The sequence below is a fragment of the Pseudohongiella sp. genome (assembly GCF_040877505.1).
In the GTDB taxonomy this organism is placed as follows: Bacteria; Pseudomonadota; Gammaproteobacteria; order Pseudomonadales; family Pseudohongiellaceae; genus Pseudohongiella.
Genome location: NZ_JBBDNQ010000008.1, coordinates 51,663 through 74,645, shown reverse-complemented (window position 1 = coordinate 74,645; position 22,983 = coordinate 51,663). Strand labels below are relative to the sequence as shown.

Below are 22,983 nucleotides of genomic sequence, written 5' to 3'. Positions count from 1 at the left end.
TCCGGGCAGATTTCATGTAGTATAGAAGCGCGGGAGCTAAAGAGACACCACCAATGACCAGAGATTTGTTGCCATCGTCGCTGCGGCGCTTGATGCTGCTTCCGGATAAACGTGACGCAGATTTGCTGTTATGGCGCATCAGTATATTGCGCAGCATCCAGCTTGCCACGCTGATACTGGGATCCCTGACCATGCTGGCGCACACCCTGTTTCCCATCCCGGATCAGGTGATGATACTGCTGGTCGACGCCGTCACTCTGTTGTGTCTTGCAGTACTGACTTTTTTGCCACGATTGAGTCACGAAACCCGGGCCTGGCTGTTTCTGGCCCTTACCTATTGTTTCTGGCTCTGGATGTTCAGCATTGTTGGCGTTGTCAGCATTGTTTATCTGCTAAGCGTTCCCTTGTTTGCTGCCATGCTGATAGGGCTGCGGGCGGGCGTGATCATGCTCGCGCTGAGCTGTATCAGCCTGTTTACTATGGGGATGGCCTATTTTCCCGGATTTGTAATAGGCAACGCAGTCGATCTGTCACCTTTGCAAACCTGGTCGATGATGCTGATCAATTTTGCCTTCTGCGCCGGTTTGCTCACCGTCAGTTGTGGCGTACTGCTCAATCGCCTGGAACTGGCGTTGACGCTGCGCCAACAGTCAGAGGAAAGATCGCAAACGCTGACCCAGCATCTGCAGCAAATGGAAAAATTGCAGGCGGTGGGTACGCTGGCCAGCGGCGTGGCGCATGATTTCAACAATATCCTGACCATTGTCATGTCGCTGACCGAGTCGATAAAAGACAAACAACGCAACAGCGCTGCTACCGAACAACTGGATCAGATTCTGCTGGCAAGCGATCGCGGGCGGGACATCGTGCGTCAGTTGCTGATGTTCAGTCGACAGTCGCTGCCCGATCGCAAACTGATAGACCTGAATGTTGTACTCGAACAAATGGAGCCATTGTTGCGCGCACAAATGTCGGCAGGCACGCAGTTCAGGCTGCTGACTGCAGATACCGCAGGATCACTGTACGTGCATGCCAACGCGTCGGAGATTCAGCAGGTGATGATGAACCTGACCAGCAATGCAGTCATGGCGCTGAACACGGACGATGGGGCAGAGTCTGGGGCAGATGATAGACCGGAAGGTGAAACAAACAACAAATACAGACCTGAAATAGATGTCACAGTCCGGATTCTGCAACATGATGACCCCTTGTTAACAAAACTGTCCCTGAACAAAAAGAAACACTACGTCAGTGTTGCCGTCAGCGACAATGGTGTTGGCATTCCGGCTGCCGTCATCAGCCGCTTGTTTGAACCCTTTTTTACCACGCGCGAACCGGGTGAAGGCACCGGCCTGGGTCTGGCCAGCAGCCATGGCATCATCAGTTCACTGAACGGAGGCATTACGGTGGACTCGAAGACCGGTCGCGGCAGCGTTTTCACCTTTGTTCTGCCACTCGCGGAGGCGAATGCGGCATCTTCCGCGCCTGCTGCAGAAACCGGGCCAGTGACATCGTCGCGCGCCGCTGAGCAGACGCCACTGTTGCTGGTGGACGATGAACCGCTGATCCTGACAACGGTCCGCATGATGCTGGAAAATGCCGGGTATCCGGTGACTGCAGTTGGCAGTGCGGCTGAGGCACGTGCTGCCATGGCCGAAACCGATTTTTCGCTGATCATCACGGATTATTCCATGCCAGGCGAAAACGGCGTAGCACTCATCCACCACGCCCGCGCGCTCAAGCCTGATATTCCTGTCATACTGGTCAGCGGGCTGGGACATATCGATGAGCTGGGTGAGGACATGGTACCCAGTATTTTCATGCTGCCCAAACCCTATAAGAAACAGGTTTTGCTGAACGCTATCGCCCGCCTGTTATAGTATCCATTTCGGAGCAACGTTGTCTGCCATGAGCCAAACGCTGACATTTGAATCTGGCCCTGAGCCTTGTCTGCGACTGCACGGCGACTGGACGCTGCCGAACTACCGGCAGCTGCGCTCACACCATGTTGAGACTCCCGGGGATGTGCAACGCCTGGATGCTCAGGAGCTGACGGCACTTGATACTGCCGGTGCAACAGTGCTGCTGCAGTTGCTGGGTGCAGAGCGTCTGTGCCATCTGGCACCCCACGCCTCCGGCCTGTCCGCGGAACGTCGGGCCTTGTTGCTGGCCGTCGCCAGCGCCATGGCCGCCCAGCACAGCGATCAGCCGGATCGCCGCTATCGCTTCGGCGACGGACTCGCCCGACTGGGTGCCCAGGTGCTGAGCGGCTGGCAACAATTGATGGCGTTCCTGAATTTCCTCGGTCTCACCCTGGTGACATTGGCTGCCTTGATGCCCCGGCCATGGCGCTGGCGAATGACGGCGCTGGTGGCACAGATGCATCAGGCGGGTCTGAATGCCGTGCCCATTGTTGCCGTGCTCAACTTTCTGGTGGGTGCCGTGGTCGCCTTCCTCGGCGCCACCGTGCTCACCGAATTTGGTGCTACCATTTACACCGTCGATCTGGTGGCATATGCCTTCATGCGGGAACTGGGTGTGCTGCTGGCGGCCATCCTGCTGGCCGGGCGCACAGCCAGCGCATTTACCGCACAAATTGGCTCCATGAAGGTCAACGAGGAACTGGACGCATTAAAAGTGCATGGCATGAGTGCCATCGAGATGCTGGTGATTCCCCGGCTACTGGCCCTGCTGATCACCCTGCCGCTGCTTGCTTTTGTCGCCATATTGGCAGGCATCGCCGGTGGCGCAGTGGTTTCCGTATTGACGCTGGACATCAGTCTGACGCGCTACGTTGCGATTGTGCAGGAAGTGCCGGTAAAACATCTGTTGCTGGGCCTTGGCAAAGCCCCATTTTTTGCCGTGCTGATCGCCCTGATTGGTTGTCTGGAAGGTTTCAAGGTTGCCGGCAGTGCGCAGTCACTGGGTGAGCACACAACCTCGGCAGTCGTACAGTCGATCTTTGTGGTCATTCTGGTGAATGCCATCGCGGCGTTATTCTATATGGAGATGGGCTGGTGACGTCAGGGGAAGCCATCATCCGGGTACGCGGGTTGTGCAATCAGTTCGGCAGCAATGTCGTGCATCAGGATCTTGATCTGGATGTCTACCGTGGTGAGATTCTCGGTGTGGTGGGCGGCTCCGGTACGGGCAAGTCGGTATTATTGCGCTCTATCGTGGGACTCATGACGCCAGCGGCCGGTGAGGTCAATCTGTTTGGGGACAACATGCTGACGCTTCCTGCCGCTGATCGGGCGGCCATGGAACAACGTGTGGGCGTGTTGTTCCAGCAAGGCGCCCTGTTTTCATCGCTGACAGTGCTGGAAAACATTTCCCTGCCACTGATCGAGCATGCCGGACTGACTCGCACTGAAGCGGGTGAAATCGCCCGCGTCAAAATTGCGCTGACCGGACTCGCCGCCCATGCTGCTGATCTGTACCCTTCGGATTTGTCCGGCGGCATGATAAAACGGGCCTCGCTGGCCAGAGCGCTGGCCCTTGATCCTGACATACTGTTTCTGGACGAACCGACGGCCGGCCTTGACCCGATAGGCGCGGCGGCATTCGACCAGTTACTTAAAACCCTGCGCGATGCATTCAACCTGACGGTTTTTCTGGTCACACATGATCTGGATACCCTGTACACTGCCTGTGACCGGGTCGCCGTGTTATCACAGAAAAAAGTGCTGGTGGCGGACACGCTGGCGGTCGTTGCCGATACCGATGATCCCTGGATTCATGACTATTTTCAGGGCCCCCGGGGGCGCGCCGCGTCACAGGCGAATGATCGCATCAAGGCATGACACAGACTTTCACTGACGAACCTGATTTTGGAGACTTGTAAATGGAGACCCGGGCGCACCACATCCTGATAGGTCTGTTCACGCTGATCGCCGGCGCTGCCATTCTGCTGTTTGTGTTATGGATGACAAAATACGGTGATGACCGCAACTATCAGACCTTCGATATTGTGTTTCGCGAAGCCGTCAGCGGGCTCAGTGTTGGCAGCGCCGTGCAGTACAATGGCATTGGCGTCGGCGAAGTGGAATCGCTGACGCTGGACCCCGATGATCCTCGCCAGGTGTGGGCACGGGTGCGCGTGGTCGGCACCACGCCGATCAAGACAGACACACAGGCGCGCCTGACGCTCCTGAATATCACCGGTGCCTCCGGTATTGAACTGAGTGAAGGCACCCCCGAAAGCCCATTGCTGACATCGGGACAGGGCGGCGTGGCAGTGATCGTTGCCGAACCCTCGTCACTGGCGCGTCTGCGCGGTGACAGCGAAGAACTGATACTCAGCGTTACCACTTTGCTGGACAGCGCCAACCGTCTGTTGTCAGAAGAGAATGCTGCCTACATCACCCGGGTACTGGATAATCTGGATACCGTAACCACGGCGCTGGCGCAGGAACAGGACACCTTGCGGGAGGGGTTGCAAAGCCTGATCACTGCCGGCCAGGACGTCAGCGGCCTGATCGCGCGCTTTGACCAGCAAACGTCTGACTACGCCGAGCCGCTGCTGGCCAGCGCGGTGCAGAGCATGAACAACATTGAGCAGATGAGTCAGCGCCTGGACACCTTGCTGAGCGAAAACTCACAGGCACTGGCCACCGGCATGCAGAGTCTTAATGAACTCGACCCCGCCATGAGGGATCTGCGCGATACCATGAACAGTTTCAGTGACATCGTTAACCGCCTGGAAGCCGATCCCACCGGATTTGTGCTCGGCGGCGACAATATCAGGGAGTTCACGCCATGATCATACGCCTGCTGCCGGTCCTGGTTTTACTATCAGGCACCATCGCCCTGAGTGCCTGTCAGATCCTGCCGCAACGACCCGAAGTGGCACTCTATCAATTGCCGCCCTCGTCCATAGAGGCCGGCCCGGGCGCTTCCGGGGCCACTGTCAGCAGCCTGCGTCTGGACCGCCCCGGCACCAGCGACGCTCTGGGTAGCAACCGGGTACTGGTGCTGGCGGCCGACAACAGTTTTGAGGCCTATCCCGGTGCACGCTGGTCTGCGCCGGTGCCCGTGTTATGGCGCGACTGGTTGCTGGATGCCTTCTGGCGTGATGGCTCTATTGATCAGCTCAGTGTGTCCGCTGACGGACTGCAGGCACAACTGGAACTGGGGGGCATGCTGAGGGCTTTCCATACCGAGTACCGACATGGCAGCACCGAGGCACTGATCCGGTATGACGCTTTGCTGATTGACACCCGGACGCGTAAAATTGTGGCCAGTCAGCGCTTCGATGCCCGGGAGCCAGCCGGAGCCAACGATGCCGAAGCCGCCGTTCACGCCCTCGGCGTGGCAGCCGACAGGCTGGCAGAAGAGCTTATCCGCTGGGTTGTGACGACCACGCCCTGAGCGCCGCCATGAATTTGCAACAGGAGACATCCGCATGACCATAAGTACGGGGATCAATGGCTTTGGCCGCATGGGCAGGCTGACACTGCGCGCCGCCTGGGACAGAGGCCTGCTCAAGTTTACCCATATCAATGATCCTGCAGGTGATGCAGCGACACTGGCGCATCTGCTGAACTTTGACTCCGTGCATGGTCGCTGGCATCACGAAGCCAGCGCGGAAATCGGATCCGATGGCGAGTTTATCGTGATTGAAGGTCAGCGTATCCGGGTCACCCGCAATACCAAAATTGCCGACACCGACTGGTCCGCCTGCCAGATTGTGATCGAAGCGTCCGGCAAAATGAAAACCAAAGCGGTGCTGCAGGATTACCTGAACCAGGGTGTAACGCGGGTTGTGGTGACCGCGCCGGTCAAGGAGGAAGGTGTCCTCAATGTGGTCATGGGCGTCAATGACAAAGACTACGACCCGGCACAGCACAAGATTGTGACCGCTACCTCATGCACAACAAACTGTCTGGCCCCGGTAGTCAAGGTGATTCACGAAGCCCTGGGCATCAAACATGGCTCCATGACCACCATTCATTCCGTTACCAATACCCAGACCATTCTGGACGCGCCACTCAAGGATCCGCGTCGCTCGCGTGCCTGCAGCCTGAGCCTGATTCCAACCACCACCGGCTCGGCGACGGCGATCACGCATATTTTTCCGGAGTTAAAAGGCAAACTGAACGGCCATGCGGTCCGGGTACCGCTGTCCAATGCATCGCTGACCGACTGCGTGTTTGAAGTTTCCAGATCAACCACTGTCGATGAGGTCAATGCCTTGCTCAAAACGGCGGCGGCCGGGCCCTTGAAAAACATTCTGGGTTACGAAGAAAGACCGCTGGTATCCATCGACTACAAGACCGACCCGCGTTCCAGCATCATTGATGCCCTGTCCACCATGGTGATCAATGGCACTCAGGTGAAAATCTACGCCTGGTATGACAATGAATGGGGTTATGCCAATCGCACAGCAGAACTCGCCGAACGTGTTGGTCTGATGGATCAGCCAGCGTAACGGCCCGGGATACAACCCATGCTTGCCAATCTGTCCACTGACATAAAACAGTACCTGGTTGTCACCGGCAACTACTGGGCGTTTACCCTGACTGATGGCGCCCTGCGCATGCTGGTGGTGCTGCACTTCAACAGCCTGGGTTACAGCCCATTGCAGATCGCCATGCTGTTTTTGTTCTACGAAATTTTTGGTGTCATTACCAATCTGTGCGGCGGCTGGCTGGGCGCTCGTATTGGCCTGAATCGCACCATGAATGCCGGGCTGTTTCTGCAGATACTGGCGCTGAGCATGCTGTTGGTGCCCGCCGCCATGCTGACCGTGCCCTGGGTGATGGCGGCGCAGGCGTTGTCCGGTATTGCCAAGGATCTGAATAAAATGAGCGCCAAAAGCGCCATCAAGATGCTGGTGCCCGCTGATGCGCAACGCAGTCTGTACAAATGGGTGGCCCTGCTGACCGGCTCCAAAAATGCATTAAAGGGTGTGGGGTTTTTCCTGGGAGGTGCGCTGCTGACCGTTGCCGGTTTTGCCGGTGCCGTGCTGATCATGGCTACAGGTTTGCTGCTGGTGTTTTTATCCAGCCTGCTGCTGTTGAAAAAGGATCTGGGCCGCGCCTCACTGAAACCAAAGTTCCGTGATGTTTTTTCCAAAAGCCCGGCCATCAACTACCTGTCCGCCGCGCGGCTGTTTTTGTTCAGTGCGCGTGATGTCTGGTTTGTGGTGGCGCTGCCGGTTTATTTGTCCCAGACACTTAACTGGGATCACTGGCAGACCGGCGGTTTTCTGGCCGCCTGGGTGATTGCCTATGGCATCGTGCAAGCACTGGCACCGCGCCTGACCGGCATCAGCAGTGAGGCACCCGATGGGCGCAGTGCCTTGCGCTGGGCTATTCTGCTGGCGGCTGTTCCCGCCCTGATTGCGCTGGGGCTGGGCATTGATCCGGGCAGTGCATTCAGCCCGGCGACTGTACTGATAAGTGGCTTGATGATTTTTGGTGTGGTGTTCGCAATCAACTCGGCGCTGCACAGCTATCTGATCGTCAGTTATGCCCGCGACGATGGGGTATCACTGGATGTCGGTTTTTATTACATGGCCAATGCCATGGGTCGGTTGCTGGGGACGGTGCTGTCCGGCTGGGTTTTCCAGACAGCGGGTCTGGCCGCTTGCCTGTGGATTTCCTGCGCCATGATTGCGCTGACAGCGCTGATCTCGATAAAACTGCCACGGCACGCTCAGGGTCTGAGTTCGTAAACCCGGAAGCCGTCTTCGGCCAGCAACAGACGACATGCGGAGAAATATTTCTCTGCATGTTTTTCCAGTGGCACAAATTGATTCACCACAAAAATCGCGCGTGTGCTGCGACGACTCAAACGTGACGCGGCGGCGAGGAATTTTTCTGTCAGAGTATCACTGACAGCGAAACCCTGATGAAAGGGCGGGTTGCACAGAATAAGGTCAAAACGGCCACGAATATTACTGGCGCAATCATCGGCCACGCAATCAACCGTCAAACCATGGTCAGCAAAGTTCGTTCGCGCGGCTTCGACAGCCGCAATATTGTTGTCCGTGGCACAGCGGGTTTCCACGTCCCAGTCGCGGGTTGCCAGCATCAGATAGCCCCAGCCACACCCCAGGTCGAGCACGCTGCTCACCGATTTCATGTAGCGCCTAATGGTTGGCAGCACGGTGGTCAACAGCTCACTGCCACGGTCAACTTTCTCCCAGCCAAACACGCCCGGCTTTGACTGGAAAGTGATTTCTTTGTGTTGCACCTGGCGCAGTGTACCGTAGTGATTGCTGGGCAACATCTGCTCATCGCTCAGGTTTGCGGGACGGGTGAAACTGGCCAGATAACTGTTACCGAGCTTTTGGGTATTGTTCTTTTGGCCGTACGTTTGTGCAGCATTTTTTGCAATAGACTTTAAACCGTCCTGTTTATTGCCAATAATGAACAGTTCACCGTCATCGCTCAACTGCCTGATGGCCTGATTGATGCAGTGATGAACCAGCATTTTTTCTTTTGAAATGCGATACACAATACGCTGATAGGAACCCAGGCCGGAAAAATCGAAATCGCAGAGCAGGGTGGTAACACCTTTCGCTTGCAGATCTGCACTGATGTCATAGCGATTGGTCACCGCCGTTATCGATGCGGCACCCGGCACCGTCATCAGAGATGCAACCGGAAGGTTCTCGTCTACCAGCCACAAGGTATTCCCGGACTGCTGTGTCGGTGCCAACAGCTGCAGTACCAATGCCAGATTCTGGTCTTTTTCGGGCAAACCACTCAAGAGGCAACACCTTTGACTTCGTCAGGACTCAACTCACGGTACTCCCCCGGTGCCAGCGATGCATCAAGAGTGATGCCTCCAATTCTGACCCGATGCAGCTGTTCGACATACCGTCCACACGCAGCAAACATACGCCTGACCTGATGGTAACGGCCTTCCCCTATGCTGACTTCCACCCGAGGGCCTGCAATTGGTTTGAGCACAGCGGGTTTTGTCGGTTTGACTTCATTGCGCAAACTGAAACCCTGGGCAAAGCGTTGCACGATGGCATCGTCAATGGGACCATCAAGATCAGCAATGTAAGTCTTCATGCACTCGCGTCGTGGCGAAATCACGCTGTGTATCCATTGGCCATCGTCACTTAACAACACCAGTCCGGTGGTATCCTTGTCGAGCCTGCCGGCGATGGTCAGATCAACGCCTTCATCGCCCATCAGGTCAAGCACGGTCGGGTAGTCACCGTCTGCTGTGGCGCAAACGTAACCTTCTGGTTTGTGCAACATGAAGTAGCGCGGGCCGGGTATGGTCACGACGCCCCCGTCGAGCATGACGGAATCGTCCGCCGCGATGCTGAGCGAGGCGCTTTTTACGACATCTCCGTTGACCAGAACGCGTTTCGACCTGATAGCCCGACGGGCCAGTTCACGGGACAGTTCGGTGGCATGACCCAGGAATTTATCCAGGCGCATAGGGAATTTGACAGAAGACATTGGCTAGGGCTTGTATGAAAGAGGTAAGGTGACAGTTGAGTGCTAGCATAGCAGGCGATGCATACGGCAACAAACCTGAGTGACCCAATCGAGCCAATTCGCCTCGGGATTCGTATACACTCATCATCACCCCCCCGTTTACGAGGTATCCAGTGTTGACAGTGCTCCCGCTTAACCGTCATTCAGTCCGGCTTGCCGTACTGCGCAAATTTACCGCTTTTGCTACTGTTCTGATCGGCCTGCACAGCCAGGCCGGGGCACAGACGATGGATAAGGCGAGCATTCTTGATGCACTGAACCCTGAGCAACTCGATCAACAGGCCGGCACCCTGCCCAGGCTGCACAGTCTGCTGATCAGTCACGATAACGAACTCATTTTTGAGCAGTACTACGCCGGCAGAACCGATTCCCAGCCAGCGAATATGAAATCGGCCTCCAAAAGTGTGATCTCGGCCCTGGTGGGCATTGCCATTGATAAAGGGCATATCAACAGTATTGACGAACCGGTTGCTGGCTATTTTCCGGAATACGCGAATCCAGAATCTCCCGAACATTGGCAATCTCTGACCATAAGGCACCTGTTAACCATGCAGGCCGGGCTGCAAAGCACCAGCGGCCGCAACTATGGTCGTTGGGTGTTGAGCGACAACTGGGTGGAAGCCGCCCTGAACCGTCCGTTTGTTGCGGCGCCTGGCAGCAGCATGATTTACAGCACCGGCAGCACTCACATCCTGTCAGCGATCCTGACCAGAGCAACGGGCATGAGTTCCCGGGAGTTTGCGCAACAGCACCTGGCTTCCCCGATGGGTTTCCGGATGGCGTACTGGAGCCAGGACCCTCAGGGCATTTATTTTGGTGGCAATGATATGGAAATAACCCCGAGGCAGATGCTGGCCTTTGGTGAGCTCTATTTAAATGACGGTCGGTACAATAATACGCAGATTGTGTCACGGGAATGGGTGCAGGAATCACATCAGTCACACGCAACCTCACCGCGCGGCCAGGGTCGCTTTTACGGCTACGGCTGGTGGTTGCGCGAAATGGCCGGCATGCTGGTGCCGTTGGCGTGGGGCTATGGCGGACAGCTCATTCTGGTGGTCGAAGAGTTTGATCTGGTCATTGTTGCGACCTCCGATAGCACCCCCGGGAGCGACCGATCGGGTCACTTAAGGCAACTTTATGCCTTTATGGAAAATAATATTCTGGCACCTTTGCAGGACAAAAATACCCTACCTCTGTAACGCCTGGCGTATTTTCGGAAAAGGTGTCTGGCCTGCCCGACATGTCATGACATCCAATTCAGTCACTTAACCAACATGCCCTGAATGTGTAAGGCTGGCACGACACTTTGCTGGCAGAAACTGTACATCCCTGAGCGCGAGTTCTGACATTTAGATGCTTTGCTATTTACCATAATCTTTGCGATGATGATTTCGTACAACAGGGAATCATTCGACGCGGGACGTCCCGGGAGGATAGCATTATGCTTAGTTGGGCTATTACATTTTTGATCATTGCCGTCATCGCAGGCTTGCTGGGATTTACTGGCATTGCAGGCACAGCAGTTGGTATTGCGGAAGTATTGTTCTTTATCTTTATCATTCTGTTTATTGTCGCGATGATCGCGCGCGCAGTTCGTGGCAAGCCGCCGGTTTAGATCAATTCAGGAATGATCGGAAATCAGGAATGATCGGAAAAAGGACAGACCGAGCTATGGAGTTATAGTGCCATAAACAGCACGATGCGATGGATCGCAAAAGGGATTACTGCATAACTTAAATAATGTCCAGGAGGATATATGAATAAGCTTTATTTGTTGTTTATTGTGGCCGTTCTGGGCCTGGCTGCGTGTGAGCAGCAAGGTCCGGCAGAGGAAGCTGGCGAAAACATTGATGAAGCCGCAGAAGAAGCGGCAGATGCAATTAACGACGCTACTAACTGAGACACGACTGACTGATAGGCTGTCTGACTGTCAAAACTGTCGGGCTGTCTAAACTGTCAGTCTGTCGCTACTGCTTCATGGCCGCCGGTTTCACAAAGCGGCTTAGAAGCAGCGGCAGTAAACACAGGTCTGCAAACAGCGCCAGCAACATTGCCAGCGCTGTTAGCAACCCGAACACAACACTCGGTACAAAATCGGAAAATGCGAGCATCGAAAAACCTGCACCTATAAGCAGGCTTGTGTAGAGCATCGCCATACCCACTGTCGCGTGCGAACGTGACACCGCCTTTTCAGCATCCCCCCCCTTTTTCAGTTCCGCCAGATACCGGTGCACATAATGTATGGTGTCATCCACTGCGATACCCATAACAATAGCTGCGATAGTAATTGTCATCAGATCCAGCGGTAGACCGACCCACCCCATGACGCCAAATATGGCAGCGGTCGACAACAGGTTCGGCGCAATGGCAACCAGCGCAACCGACAGTGATTTAAAAATCAGCATGAAGGTCAGCGTCAATGCCACGTAAACGATCGCCAGCGTTGTAATCTGCGAATCCGCAAGTTGTTGCATGATGTCCTGATACAGCATAAAAAGATTGGTCAGCTGGTAATCCGATTCATCCACGCCCAGCTCTGCCATGTCGTTTTTTACACTTTGCAGAAGCTCAGCCCGGTTAAGGTCGTCGGTCAGGTCTTCGACCCAGATATTGAACCTTACTTCATTGTTTTCCTCGTCAAAGAAAGAGCCAATCAGGTCATCGCGAAATGATTCGTCCATCATCCAGTACAACGCCGTCAGTTCGTACTCGGTCAGCGGGCGGTCATTGTTTACATCCCGCGCCAGATCCGTCATGTTGACCGGCGACAGTATGCGTCCGGTAGCGTCATAACGATTCATGCGATTCTGAATTCGCTGCATGCTTAACACACTTTCTGCAGTCATCACGATATCAGCGTTGTCCGAGCGGTCCGGCAAGGTGTAGACCAGATCCAGTGGCGTCGTGCCGCCAAAGGACTGGTCGATATAGGCCAGTTCCTGATAGATCTGAGTCGACTGCTTAAAATAATTGATGAAGCTATTTTCCACGCTCAGACGCATGGCGCCTGATACACCCACTGCCATGATCAACAGGGAGGTCACCACGACAACAACCCTGTGTTTTAGTACCAGCGCCAGAAACCCTCTGACCAGCGCCACCAGCACTGACAGATCTTTACGTACCTTTTCTCGCGGCAGCAGGTCAATCAGTGCCGGGAACAGAACCAGACTGACCACAATCGAGAACGCCATTGCGATGATCATCATCCAGCCAAAGGAGATGACGGGTTGAATGCCGCTGAAAATGAGAGAGGCGAAACCGACCGAGGTGGTGATGCCGGCAAAAAAGCAGGGACCAATCTTTTCGTCGAGCGTGGCCCGGACAAGATCCCGCTGCGTCATATCATTGTTTTCTTCAGCAAACTGCCGGTACTGAACAATCAGGTGTATCACAATCGCCAGTGTCAGAATAAGCTGCAGGGCGATGAAGTTGGCAGAGATCACGGTTGCCTTCATGCCCAGCAAAGCGAACAGGCCGATCGTTGGCAGTACACTGCAGATGCAACACACAATCGGAATCAGAATCCAGCGCACGCTTCGGAACAGAACCAGCAACACCAGACAAATCATCACTGCAATCGCGGCGCCGAAGATCAGCAGATCATTGCTGATGATTTCAATCAGTTGATAGGCGATTACGTGCACACCACCGAGCCGGATATTGGCTTCGTTGGCGTATTCTGCAGCAAGGGTTCTGAGCTGATCGATTTCGTCGATGCGGCTTTGCTCCAATGCCTTGACCATTGGTTCACGTTCCGCCACCAGCGCCTCAAGTTCCTGCGCCTCCTCCTGACTCAGCCGTTGTTCTACTGACCTGCTGTTAAGTGCGTTGATACGTCCATTGAGCGCCTGCAAACGATCATCGGTACGGAACAGTATTTGCAGCGCAGTAGCTGTCTGCTCGCGATTGACCAGCAAATCTGTATAAATCGGATGCCCGTCGAATTCCTCTTCAACCTGCTGCATCTGAAAGTCACCATCGTTGATGGTCATGCCTTCCAGATCCCCGCTGACATCCTGGACGTTGTCGACATTGGCAAACAACGGCACATTCAGCATGTTGCGTACGGATTCGACACGGTCCATGCCGAGTACCGCGCTGGTGATAACACGCAGGTCGGCAAAGGTCGCGTCAGAGAACAATTCGTGTGCGGTGGGCTCGTAGGTGAGCAGCAGGAATTCCTGCGGCGCGTAACGCTGATTCACGTCCTGGGTCTGAATATAGAGTTCGTTGCCCTGAGTCAGCAGCGTATCCGGGGACGCATCTATTTCGAAATGCCGGGCCTGCCAGCCAAGCACGGCAACAACAGCCAGAAACAACACAAGAATCGTCTTGGGCCAGTTCAGCATCAGCTCAATGAAGCCGGATTTGAGGCCGCCGAAGAATCCATTGTTCCGTTTTTGTCCTTGCTGATGCAGCGCTTGCTGTTCTGATCCTTGCTGCTCTGATCCTGGGGCTGGCATCCTGCGACTCCTCACGGCGGTGGGCGTCCAGAATAGAAGTATTGGAGCGCAAAGTCTATGTAACGATTACGCCAACGCACCGGTACGGCTTGCATTGCTATCGGCGCCCAGCTTGTTTATGATTTTTCAGGTTTCCGGGACTCCAATAACAACTATCAAAGGCAAGGCATTCATATGGCAGGTCGTTTACAGAACAAGGTCGCGCTTATCACCGGCGCCACCAGCGGCATCGGTGAGGCCACGGCGCGCATATTCGCCGCCCAGGGGGCGCAACTGCTGATCGCCGGCAGAACGGTCGATAAAGGGGAGACACTGGCCGCACAACTTAGTGAAGAACACGGTGTCCGGGTTATCTTCAAACGCACTGATATCATGGTAGAAGCCGATATTGCAGCAGCAGTTGATGCGGCAGTAGCCGAATTCGGCAGGCTGGACTGCCTGTTTAATAACGCTGGCGCCGGCGAGCGCAGCAGCGCCGAATCGGTGACCGAGGAAGAGTTCGCACAGGTCATGCGCCTGCTGGTCGGCGCCCCGGTTTTTGGCATCAAACACGCGGCACGGGTCATGAAACCCGCGGGCGGTGGCAGTATCATCAACAATGCCAGTATCGCCGCCCACCGCTATGCTCAGGGTGGTTATCTCTACTCCGGCGCCAAAGCCGCGGTCACGCATTTGACGCGCCTGGCCGGGGTGGAACTGGGTCCCTGGAACATCCGCGTTAACGCGATTTCACCGGGGGCCATCGCAACACCGATTTTCTGGGGTGGCTCGGCGCGGGCACAGACGCTGAGCGACGCAGAAAATCAGGCCAAGATGGCCAAACTTGAAGGCAACCTGGCCAAAGCCACGCCCATTCCGCGTTCAGGTCTGGCTGAAGACATCGCCAATGCGGCATTGTTTCTCGCCAGTGATGACAGCAGCTACATTAACAGCCACGACCTGGTGGTGGACGGTGGTCGCATCGCCATGTTCAATGAGAAGTCGTCGTGAAAGCGGTCGAGCCTCTATGGCGACCTTCCCGCGCGCGTATTGCCGATGCCGGTATCACGCGTTATCAGCAATGGCTGGAAGAAGCCCGGGGGCTATCGTTTGCCAGCTACGATGAATTGTGGGAATGGTCTGTTACGGAAATAGAGGCATTCTGGCAATCGATCTGGGACTACTGTCGCGTCATTTCCCACTCGCCCTATGAACAGGTGCTGGTCGAGCGCACCATGCCTGGCGCGCGCTGGTTTGAAGGCGCGACCCTCAACTACGCCGAGCACAGTCTGGCCCGGGCACATATCGCGGTTGCGGCAGATCAACCTGCCATCATTTTCCAGTCCGAGCTTGTTGACCGCGCCGAGGTGTCCTGGCAAACCCTTAACGAGCAGGTTGGCTCCATTGCGGCCACGCTGAAGTCGCTGGGTCTGAAACAGGGAGATCGCGCTGTTGCCTACATGCCCAATGTGCCCGAAACCGTAGCGGCCATGCTGGCGGTGACCAGTCAGGGCGGCATCTGGTCCTGCACGGCGCCTGACATGGGCGCCGTCGGTGTGCTGGATCGCTTCCGGCAAATTGAACCCAGAATTCTGTTTGCCATAGATGGTTACCGATACGGTGGTCGCGACTACGACCGGCGCGACATCGTTAAACAGCTGGTCCGGCAACTGCCCAGTGTTGAAAGTGTCATTTTTGTACCTTACCTGGATACAGCAGCTGAACTTGAACTGACCTTCCCGGATGAGCCTGAGCGCCAGGTCAACGTCATTACTTTCAGGGAAGCCACGAGTCAGCCCCAGCAGGTCGATTTTGCTGCCGTGCCTTTCTCTCACCCACTGTGGATAGTCTATTCATCCGGTACCACCGGCATGCCCAAGCCTATTGTGCATGGTCATGGCGGCGTGGTTATTCAGAACCTCAAAGCCGGTCTGCTGCATGGCGATTCCAGACCCGGCGATCGTGCCTTCTGGTTTACTTCAACGAACTGGATCATGTGGAACTCGGTGGTAAACGGCTTGATGAACGGCGTTACCATCATGCTCTTTGATGGCAATCCCGGCTATCCGGATTGCACAACCTTGTGGCGCTTCGCAGAGCGCGAAAGAGTCAACGCGTTTGGCACCAGCCCGGCATTTATTGCACTGTGCATGAAGGCTGGCATCAAACCGGTCGAGCAGTTCAACCTGGGTTCGCTGCGCTCCATCGGCTGCACCGGTTCGCCGCTCAGCGAAGAGGGCTACCGCTGGGTGTATTCCCATGTCAAAACGGATGTTCGCCTGGGCTGCATTTCCGGCGGCACCGACCCGGGCGCCTGTTTTCTGACAACCTGTTCCATATTGCCGGTATATGCGGGCGAAATGCAGTGCCGGGAACTGGGTGTTGCTACGCACGCCTTTGATGACAACGGCAACTCCATTATCGATGAGGTGGGCGAACTTGTCGTGACCCAGCCCATGCCATCCATGCCGCTGTTTTTCTGGGGTGATACTGATGGCTCGCGTTATTATGAAAGTTATTTCGAAACTTATGCCGCTACCCGCCCCGGCGTCTGGTGTCACGGTGACTGGCTGCGCCTGATTCCACGCGAAGAGTCCATCACCGGCATCATCTACGGCAGATCTGATTCCACCATCAACCGGCATGGCATCCGCATGGGCACCAGTGAAATATACCGCGTCATCGAAGAATACGATGATGTGCTGGACTCACTGGTAATCGATCTGGAATACCTGGAACGACCGTCCTATATGGCCCTGTTTGTGGTGATGCGCACACCCGGCGTCACCGATGTCGTGCTCACGGGTCCCGCTCCGTCAGGCTCAGTCGCGGGTGCCGCCTCTTTAGGCGATGCAACGCCCGAGCAAACCGGTGTTCCCCTCGCCCTGCGTAATGAGTTGCTGAATGCCATCCGCACCAAACTGTCTGCACGGCATGTGCCTGACGAAGTATTTGCCATCCCGGCGGTGCCGCGTACCTTGTCCGGTAAAAAACTGGAAATTCCGGTGAAGAAAATATTGTTGGGCAAGGATGCAGGAAAATCCGTCAATCGGGACTCGATGGCCAACCCGGAATCAATAGACTGGTTTGTCGATTTTGCCACCGCCCGGGGATAGCAGGCGGTAACTTAAGTGGCTAACCTGGTCTAAGCCGTGGATCAGTTTGCTTCGGACCGCTCCTGCTCAGCGTAAGCGGCGTCACGCTGAATGCCCTGAATATGCAGATTGCGCATAAAGATATAAGGGTCTTCGCTTTCATCCGTAATATCCAGATAGGACTGAATCAGAGGCGCGTACAGCTGAAAGTTATCGAACACCCTGACGACCGTTGCTTCCGGGTCGTCGACCATATATTGAATCGGGTTCAGCGGCATTTCCAGTAACATGCCGCCAGCGTTGCGCAGATTCGACGAGCCGATAAAGGGCAGCACCAGATAGGCGCCGTAACCCACACCATACTGCGCCATGGTATCCCCCGCGCTGGTCACCTGCCGCTCCATGTCCAGCCAACTGTCAGCCGGATCGAATATCCCGGCAATCCCCACCGTGGTGTTGACCACAAACCGGCCCAGATCTTTTACCGTCTGCTCCGGCCTGCCCTGCAAAAGATGGTTCAAAGCGTAAATGGGTGTGCGCAGATTATAGAAAAAATTACCAATGCCCTGTTTGACAGGCTCGGGGGTCACATTCAGATAGGTCCTGGCTGCCGGTACCAGCACATATCGATAGGAGACATCATTAAAAGCAAAAACAGCGCGATTGAGACCTATCAGGGGGTCGCGGTATTCAGCCACAGCCGTCATGTTCGGTCCGAACCGCTGGGCGCCATCGCTTGACTCATTTGTCCGTTCGACGTTGGGCACCACATTGGGCTCAACATCGTCATCCACCGGTTGACCCGACTGGGCAAATGCCCCTGCACTGAATAGCACCCCTGCACTGAATAACAGCGGTGATGCTGCCAGACACATACGACTTAACGTCAACCAAGCAATTGCCACGGCCATCTCCCTTGTGCCCGACATAACTTGCGTATGCGGGTTACTGCTACGGTGGTGATTCGGTATCTGAGCATACTCATACTGCGCACGCGGCACAAACGAATTCTCAATCATGGCGCCTGGGCCGTGTTCTTGCTGCAGGGTCGCCGCTCCGCTAGAATCCGCGTTTCTTCTTTACGCAAGTGTTGCGCCGGACTTGATCTATGGATGCGTTTTTTATATCTACCGGTCTGGTGGCACTGGCCGAGATGGGCGATCGCACACAGCTGCTGGCCTTTCTGCTGGCCGCACGCTATCGCAAACCACTACCCATCATCCTCGCGATATTTATAGCAACCATTGCCAACCACGCCTTTGCAGGTTTAGTAGGAACCTGGCTGACTGCACTGATGGGACCGCAGACCCTGCGCTGGGTGCTGGGCCTGTCGTTTATCGCCATGGCCATCTGGGTGCTGATACCCGACAAACTGGACAATACTGAAACCCCGGTATCACGTTTTGGCGTTTTTGGTGCCACCCTGGTGACGTTTTTTATCGCTGAAATGGGGGACAAGACCCAGATCGCCACCGTCGCCCTGGCCGCCCAGTATCAAAACCTGGTGTGGGTAGTCCTGGGGACCACCCTGGGCATGATGATCGCCAATGTGCCGGCTGTATACCTGGGTGACAAACTGGCTCACAAACTACCTGTGCGGGCGATACACCTGGTGGCTGCGGCAATCTTCCTGGTACTTGGCATCGCCACTTTGCTGGGCGCCGGGGGTGACTTCGGCTTGTCCGGCAGCGGGTGAACGGATCATGGTGAGCACCACCAGCATCCTGCCGATTGACGCGATCCTGCCAACGCTTCGCGCCTCACTCAAATCACAGCCGCGCTGCCTGCTGGTAGCCCAGCCGGGTGCGGGCAAAACCACCCGGGTACCGTTGGCCCTGCTCGAAGATACACCCAATGACCAACGCTGGCTGTTGCTGGAACCCCGCCGCGTGGCTGCCCGACTGGCCGCCGGTTTTATGGCCGAACAATTGGGTGAGCGTGTTGGCCAGCGCATCGGTTATCGGGTGCGCGGCGACAGCCAGGTCAGTCAGCATACCCGCCTGGAGGTTGTCACCCAGGGCATCCTCACGCGTATTTTGCAGGATGACCCCGCCCTGGACGGCATCGCAGGACTGATTTTTGATGAATTTCACGAACGCAGCCTCGATGCCGATCTGGGCCTGGCGCTGGCACTTGACGTGCAGCAAAGCCTGCGGCCGGACCTGAAACTGCTGGTGATGTCCGCAACACTGGATACCACAGGACTGCTGCGCATTCTGGGTGAAAATACCCCCTTGATCGACTGTCCCGGGCAAAGCTGGCCGGTCACTACGCTCTACCGCCCGGCGCCGCCCAATACAGGGCGCTACGACAGTGCCGAGATACATCAGGCCATGGTCATCCGCGAGACGCTGGCGGCGCATGACGGAGATGTGCTGGTGTTCCTGCCCGGCCAGGGTGAAATCCGCCGACTGCAGCGTCGGCTCGCCGACACGCTGACGGATGCCGATATCTGCCCGCTGCACGGACAAATGCCGCTGGCCGAACAACAGCGGGTATTGCGCGGCGCCCAGCCCGGGCTGCGCAGAGTCATCCTGGCCACTGCCATCGCCGAATCCAGCGTTACCGTGCCCGGCGTGCGTATCGTGGTCGATGCCGGGCGTGAACGCGTGCCGGTGTTCCAGCCTCGCTCCGGTCTGACCCGACTCGACACCCGAACGGTGAATCGTGCCAGCGCCGACCAGCGCCGCGGCCGGGCAGGCAGAGAGGGGCCCGGTTACTGCTATCGCCTGTGGTCACAAGAACAGGTGCTGACGCCCCATCGGGATGCCGAGATTCTGCAGACAGACCTGTCGTCATTGGTGTTTGAGCTCGCACGCTGGGGCGTTCCCGACGCCGACGCCCTGAGCTGGATGACACCACCACCCCCGGCTGCGCTGAACAGTTGTCGGCAAATGCTGACAACATTAGGGCTGCTGGACAACAATCGACTGACGGTGCTGGGTCAGCGCTGTGCTGAATGGCCCACGCATCCGCGTTTCGCATTGCTGCTGGAAACGGCCCGGCAACAGGCGAGCCTGGCAGCAACCGCGTGCTGGCTGACGGCCTGGCTGGAGGAGCGTCCGGGCGACTCGGATCTGGATCTGGCGCAATGTCTGCTAAAACGACCACAGCAGCATGCCCACGGTGCTGCCGGACGTTGGCTGCAGGCGGCGCAACAATGGGCACGGCGGCTGCGCTGTGATCTCAACGATGCCGACCCGGAAGCGGCCCCGGCTCTGCTTGCCCGCATTTTCCCCGAGCGCATTGCGCAGAATCAGGGCGAAGGTCGATTCAAACTGGCCAGCGGCGGTCAGGCCACCCTGCGGGAGAATCAAGGCCTGCATAACCAGCCCTTGCTGGTAGCGGTTGAGCTGGATGGTCAGGCGACTGCGGCCCGGATTTTTCACGCCATCGCCATCAGCAAAGCAACCCTTGAGCATGCCCTGCCCGCCGCAGCCATATGGCACGACGTTGTGTACTGGGATGATAAAGCCGGGCGCCTGATTGCCGAGCAGCAACAATGTCTGGGCGATCTTGTGCTGGCACGGCGTCAGACACATGCAGCAGAGAAAAATCTGTCACCGGACATTGTCAGTCAGGCCTTGATTGACGCCTTGCGCCGAACCGGGAAACTGCCCCGGACTGACGAGGATGAACAATTTTTAGGTCGTCTACGTTTGTTGCATAAAACGCTGGGCGAGCCCTGGCCTGATGTCACTGATGACGCCTTGCTGGCCACACTGGAAACCTGGTTGCGACCACACCTGACTGGCATCAGGCGGCTCGATCAGATTCAACGCCTGCCGCTGGCCCGCTTGCTGCTACAGAGCCTTGACTGGTCCTTGCAAAATCAGATTGATCAGTTAACACCCACTCACCTGAAAGTGCCCAGCGGGTCGAACATCAAGTTGGATTACAGTGGCGATGAGCCGGTGCTGGCAGTCAAACTTCAGGAGATGTTCGGGCAAACACATACCCCGACTGTGATTGGCGGCAAGGTGCCCCTGCTGATTCATCTGCTGTCGCCGGCCCGGCGGCCGGTGCAGGTGACACGGGATCTGGCCGGCTTCTGGGCAGGCAGTTACTTTGACGTGCGCAAAGATCTGCGCGGCCGCTACCCAAAGCACCCGTGGCCGGACGACCCATTGCAGGCCCCGGCCACCCGCTTTACCAAAAAGCGCTGACGCATCAGCGCTTACTGTTTACAACCCCAGGCGGTTGCGCAACTCATCCGCTGCAGAGCGCGCAGCGTCTTCGGCCTGCTCCAGCTGTTCCTGCAATTCCTCGACGGCCTGCCCGGCGCTGTCACGCAATTGCGACGCCGGCACAGCGGCAAATGCGGCAGCTGCATTGCGTGCCAACTGGCTCAGCAATGGCCGCGCTATCTGTCGCGCCAGCTCAGGCGGAGTGCCTTCGACGGGCGGCAGGTTCACGTCGCCCAGGTTGACGCTGATGGGTGTCGACAACAAATTCGACTGCAGGGAACCCTGTATGCCACTGATGGTCACCGCATCAATGCCGATCACCGGCTGTGGGCCCGGGGTAGCTTCGGGGGCTGGCTCCTGTGCGGGGAAACGTGCCCTGACTGCATCAATATTGGACTGTGTACCCTGTAGCTCATACAACACATAAGGGTTTACCGAACTGATACTGGTGATGCGGATAATGTCGGAGCGCAAACTGCCCAGGTCGATGGCCACGGTGAGCTCATCAAACCGAACCATGTCCTGGTTACTGAAACCTTCGGGGTTGGCGATGCTGAAGCCGGACAGGGTGGCGCTGCCGCCGCTCAGATCAATGGCCACGGAATCCACCCGGACGTTGGTGCCCAGCGCATCAGTGCCGGCACTTTCGATACCACGTTTCACGATCGAGTCCAGATTGCTGACCACATAAAACATGCCTGCCCCGATCAGCAGTGCCACGATCAGCAGACCGATAAATAATTTTTTCATACGTCCAGCTCCTTTGAAGCTCTTTTGAAGCTCTTTTGATACTACGTAGACTCAACACTATGAGCGTCAAGCAGTTATGGCGTCAAGATACCTTTATTAGATCCACATTATCCATTAGCATGGACAGCCCGAGCTGTCAGAATCCAGGAGAATAACAATGTGTGACCACGATACGCTTGAAGAGAATAACGCGTTTTTGCGCAAATCCGGTCAAATCAGTCGTCGCCAGTTCAACAAACTGACTGCCGGCGCCACATTTGCCATGATGTTGCCGACAGTTGCCAATGCCCAGGACGTGGTCGAATCCGATGTCATGATCGAAACTCCCGACGGTGTGGCTGACTGCTATTTCGTGCATCCGGCCAGCGGTCGCCACCCTGCCGTGATCATGTGGCCGGACATCCTGGGCCTGCGCCCTGCCTTCCGGGAAATGGGCAAACGTCTTGCTCAATCCGGATACTCCGTGCTGGTGGTACATCCATTTTATCGCAGCGCGCCGTCGCCGGTAGTCCCCGAAGGCGCCAGCTTTGGCGACCCGGAAATCCGCAGTATCGTCATGCCCATGGCCGGTGCCCTGAACGCTGAAACCCATGTCACCGATGCCCGCGCCTTTGTTGCCTGGGTTGATCAGCAGGCTGCTGTGGATACCAGTCGCAAAATAGGCACCATGGGTTATTGCATGGGCGGCCCTATTGTCATGAGAACAGCTGCTGCTTTGCCCGAACGCATTGGCGCAGGCGGTTCCTTCCATGGCGGTGGCCTGGCCACTGACAGCCCTGACAGTCCGCACCTGGGCATTCCGGATATGGAGGCCCACATGTTGATTGCTGTGGCCGAAAATGACGACGAACGCGACCCGGAAACCAAAAACGTTCTGCGCGCAGCGTTTGACGCCGCCGATGTGCCGGCTGAAATCGAAGTTTACGAAGATGCCATGCACGGCTGGTGTGTCATCGACTCAACGGTTTACCACCAGGAGCAGGCCGAGCGTGCGTGGGGGCGTATGCTGGCGATTTTTGAAACTGCGCTGTAACTG

General features: G+C 56.5%; 20 protein-coding genes. 15 read left to right on the top strand and 5 right to left on the bottom strand.

Annotated features, from left to right (window positions below; genetic code table 11):
* Positions 1-53: 53 nt before the first annotated feature.
* From WD071_RS02890 to arsJ, 7 genes are read left to right on the top strand one after another with little or no spacing between them, the layout of a single operon-like run.
* Positions 54-1,880, top strand: a complete 1,827-nt coding sequence (locus tag WD071_RS02890; protein ID WP_368046812.1) for an ATP-binding protein — start codon at positions 54-56, stop codon at positions 1,878-1,880.
* Between the two features lie 28 nt (positions 1,881-1,908).
* On the top strand, positions 1,909-3,021 hold the full coding sequence (locus WD071_RS02885; protein ID WP_368046810.1) for an MlaE family ABC transporter permease: 1,113 nt from the start codon (positions 1,909-1,911) through the stop codon (positions 3,019-3,021).
* Positions 3,018-3,803: an ABC transporter ATP-binding protein gene (locus tag WD071_RS02880; RefSeq protein WP_368046809.1), complete on the top strand. Its 786-nt coding sequence runs from the start codon at positions 3,018-3,020 to the stop codon at positions 3,801-3,803. The genes WD071_RS02885 and WD071_RS02880 overlap by 4 nt, the downstream gene beginning before the upstream one ends.
* A 41-nt stretch (positions 3,804-3,844) precedes the next feature.
* Positions 3,845-4,762, top strand: coding sequence for an MlaD family protein (locus tag WD071_RS02875; protein ID WP_368046808.1), 918 nt, complete (start codon positions 3,845-3,847; stop codon positions 4,760-4,762).
* Entirely contained in the window at positions 4,759-5,370 is a 612-nt protein-coding gene (locus WD071_RS02870) for an ABC-type transport auxiliary lipoprotein family protein (RefSeq protein ID WP_368046807.1), read from the top strand. Before WD071_RS02875 ends, WD071_RS02870 begins: the two co-directional genes overlap by 4 nt.
* A 34-nt stretch (positions 5,371-5,404) precedes the next feature.
* Positions 5,405-6,430, top strand: coding sequence for an ArsJ-associated glyceraldehyde-3-phosphate dehydrogenase (locus WD071_RS02865; RefSeq protein ID WP_368046806.1), 1,026 nt, complete (start codon positions 5,405-5,407; stop codon positions 6,428-6,430).
* 18 nt (positions 6,431-6,448) lie between these two features.
* Positions 6,449-7,678, top strand: coding sequence for an organoarsenical effux MFS transporter ArsJ (gene arsJ, locus WD071_RS02860; protein ID WP_368046805.1), 1,230 nt, complete (start codon positions 6,449-6,451; stop codon positions 7,676-7,678).
* Here arsJ and WD071_RS02855 read toward each other — a convergent pair.
* Together WD071_RS02855 and rsuA are read right to left on the bottom strand one after the other, a co-directional pair.
* Positions 7,660-8,718, bottom strand: coding sequence for a methyltransferase (locus tag WD071_RS02855; RefSeq protein ID WP_368046804.1), 1,059 nt, complete (start codon positions 8,716-8,718; stop codon positions 7,660-7,662). The two genes, arsJ and WD071_RS02855, sit on opposite strands and share 19 nt — an antisense overlap.
* A complete protein-coding gene (gene rsuA, locus WD071_RS02850; RefSeq protein WP_368046803.1) occupies positions 8,715-9,428 on the bottom strand; it encodes a 16S rRNA pseudouridine(516) synthase RsuA in 714 nt (237 codons plus the stop codon). Before rsuA ends, WD071_RS02855 begins: the two co-directional genes overlap by 4 nt.
* A gap of 161 nt (positions 9,429-9,589) precedes the next feature.
* Between rsuA and WD071_RS02845 the strand changes: the two genes are divergently transcribed.
* The 3 genes from WD071_RS02845 (at position 9,590) to WD071_RS02835 (ending at position 11,370) form a co-directional block, all read left to right on the top strand.
* Positions 9,590-10,669 carry a serine hydrolase domain-containing protein gene (locus WD071_RS02845; protein ID WP_368046892.1) on the top strand — a complete coding sequence of 360 codons (1,080 nt, stop codon included), beginning with the start codon at positions 9,590-9,592 and terminating at the stop codon, positions 10,667-10,669.
* Positions 10,670-10,911: 242 nt separating this feature from the next.
* On the top strand, positions 10,912-11,085 hold the full coding sequence (locus WD071_RS02840) for a DUF1328 domain-containing protein (RefSeq protein ID WP_368046802.1): 174 nt from the start codon (positions 10,912-10,914) through the stop codon (positions 11,083-11,085).
* Between the two features lie 141 nt (positions 11,086-11,226).
* A complete protein-coding gene (locus WD071_RS02835; protein ID WP_368046801.1) occupies positions 11,227-11,370 on the top strand; it encodes a hypothetical protein in 144 nt (47 codons plus the stop codon).
* A gap of 67 nt (positions 11,371-11,437) precedes the next feature.
* On the opposite strand, the gene WD071_RS02830 is transcribed toward WD071_RS02835, so the two are convergent.
* Positions 11,438-13,936, bottom strand: coding sequence for an RND family transporter (locus WD071_RS02830; RefSeq protein ID WP_368046800.1), 2,499 nt, complete (start codon positions 13,934-13,936; stop codon positions 11,438-11,440).
* Positions 13,937-14,110: 174 nt separating this feature from the next.
* Here WD071_RS02830 and WD071_RS02825 point away from each other — a divergent pair, with 174 nt between their 5' ends.
* Together WD071_RS02825 and WD071_RS02820 are read left to right on the top strand one after the other, a co-directional pair.
* Complete coding sequence (locus WD071_RS02825; protein ID WP_368046799.1) at positions 14,111-14,926, top strand: SDR family NAD(P)-dependent oxidoreductase; 816 nt, start codon at positions 14,111-14,113, stop codon at positions 14,924-14,926.
* Positions 14,923-17,031 carry an acetoacetate--CoA ligase gene (locus tag WD071_RS02820; RefSeq protein ID WP_368046798.1) on the top strand — a complete coding sequence of 703 codons (2,109 nt, stop codon included), beginning with the start codon at positions 14,923-14,925 and terminating at the stop codon, positions 17,029-17,031. The genes WD071_RS02825 and WD071_RS02820 overlap by 4 nt, the downstream gene beginning before the upstream one ends.
* Before the next feature lie 41 nt (positions 17,032-17,072).
* On the opposite strand, the gene WD071_RS02815 is transcribed toward WD071_RS02820, so the two are convergent.
* A complete protein-coding gene (locus WD071_RS02815) occupies positions 17,073-17,915 on the bottom strand; it encodes a VacJ family lipoprotein (RefSeq protein WP_368046797.1) in 843 nt (280 codons plus the stop codon).
* Positions 17,916-18,118: 203 nt separating this feature from the next.
* Between WD071_RS02815 and WD071_RS02810 the strand changes: the two genes are divergently transcribed.
* Positions 18,119-18,706, top strand: coding sequence for a TMEM165/GDT1 family protein (locus WD071_RS02810; RefSeq protein WP_368046796.1), 588 nt, complete (start codon positions 18,119-18,121; stop codon positions 18,704-18,706).
* Positions 18,707-18,713: 7 nt separating this feature from the next.
* Positions 18,714-21,176 carry an ATP-dependent helicase HrpB gene (hrpB, locus tag WD071_RS02805; protein ID WP_368046795.1) on the top strand — a complete coding sequence of 821 codons (2,463 nt, stop codon included), beginning with the start codon at positions 18,714-18,716 and terminating at the stop codon, positions 21,174-21,176.
* Between the two features lie 18 nt (positions 21,177-21,194).
* Here the strand turns inward: hrpB and WD071_RS02800 are convergent, their stop codons facing one another.
* The gene (locus WD071_RS02800) at positions 21,195-21,947 is read right to left on the bottom strand and encodes a hypothetical protein (RefSeq protein WP_368046794.1); all 753 of its coding nucleotides are present in this window, start codon (positions 21,945-21,947) and stop codon (positions 21,195-21,197) included.
* A 157-nt stretch (positions 21,948-22,104) separates the two neighbouring features.
* Here WD071_RS02800 and WD071_RS02795 point away from each other — a divergent pair, with 157 nt between their 5' ends.
* Positions 22,105-22,980, top strand: a complete 876-nt coding sequence (locus WD071_RS02795; protein ID WP_368046793.1) for a dienelactone hydrolase family protein — start codon at positions 22,105-22,107, stop codon at positions 22,978-22,980.
* Positions 22,981-22,983: the final 3 nt, after the last annotated feature.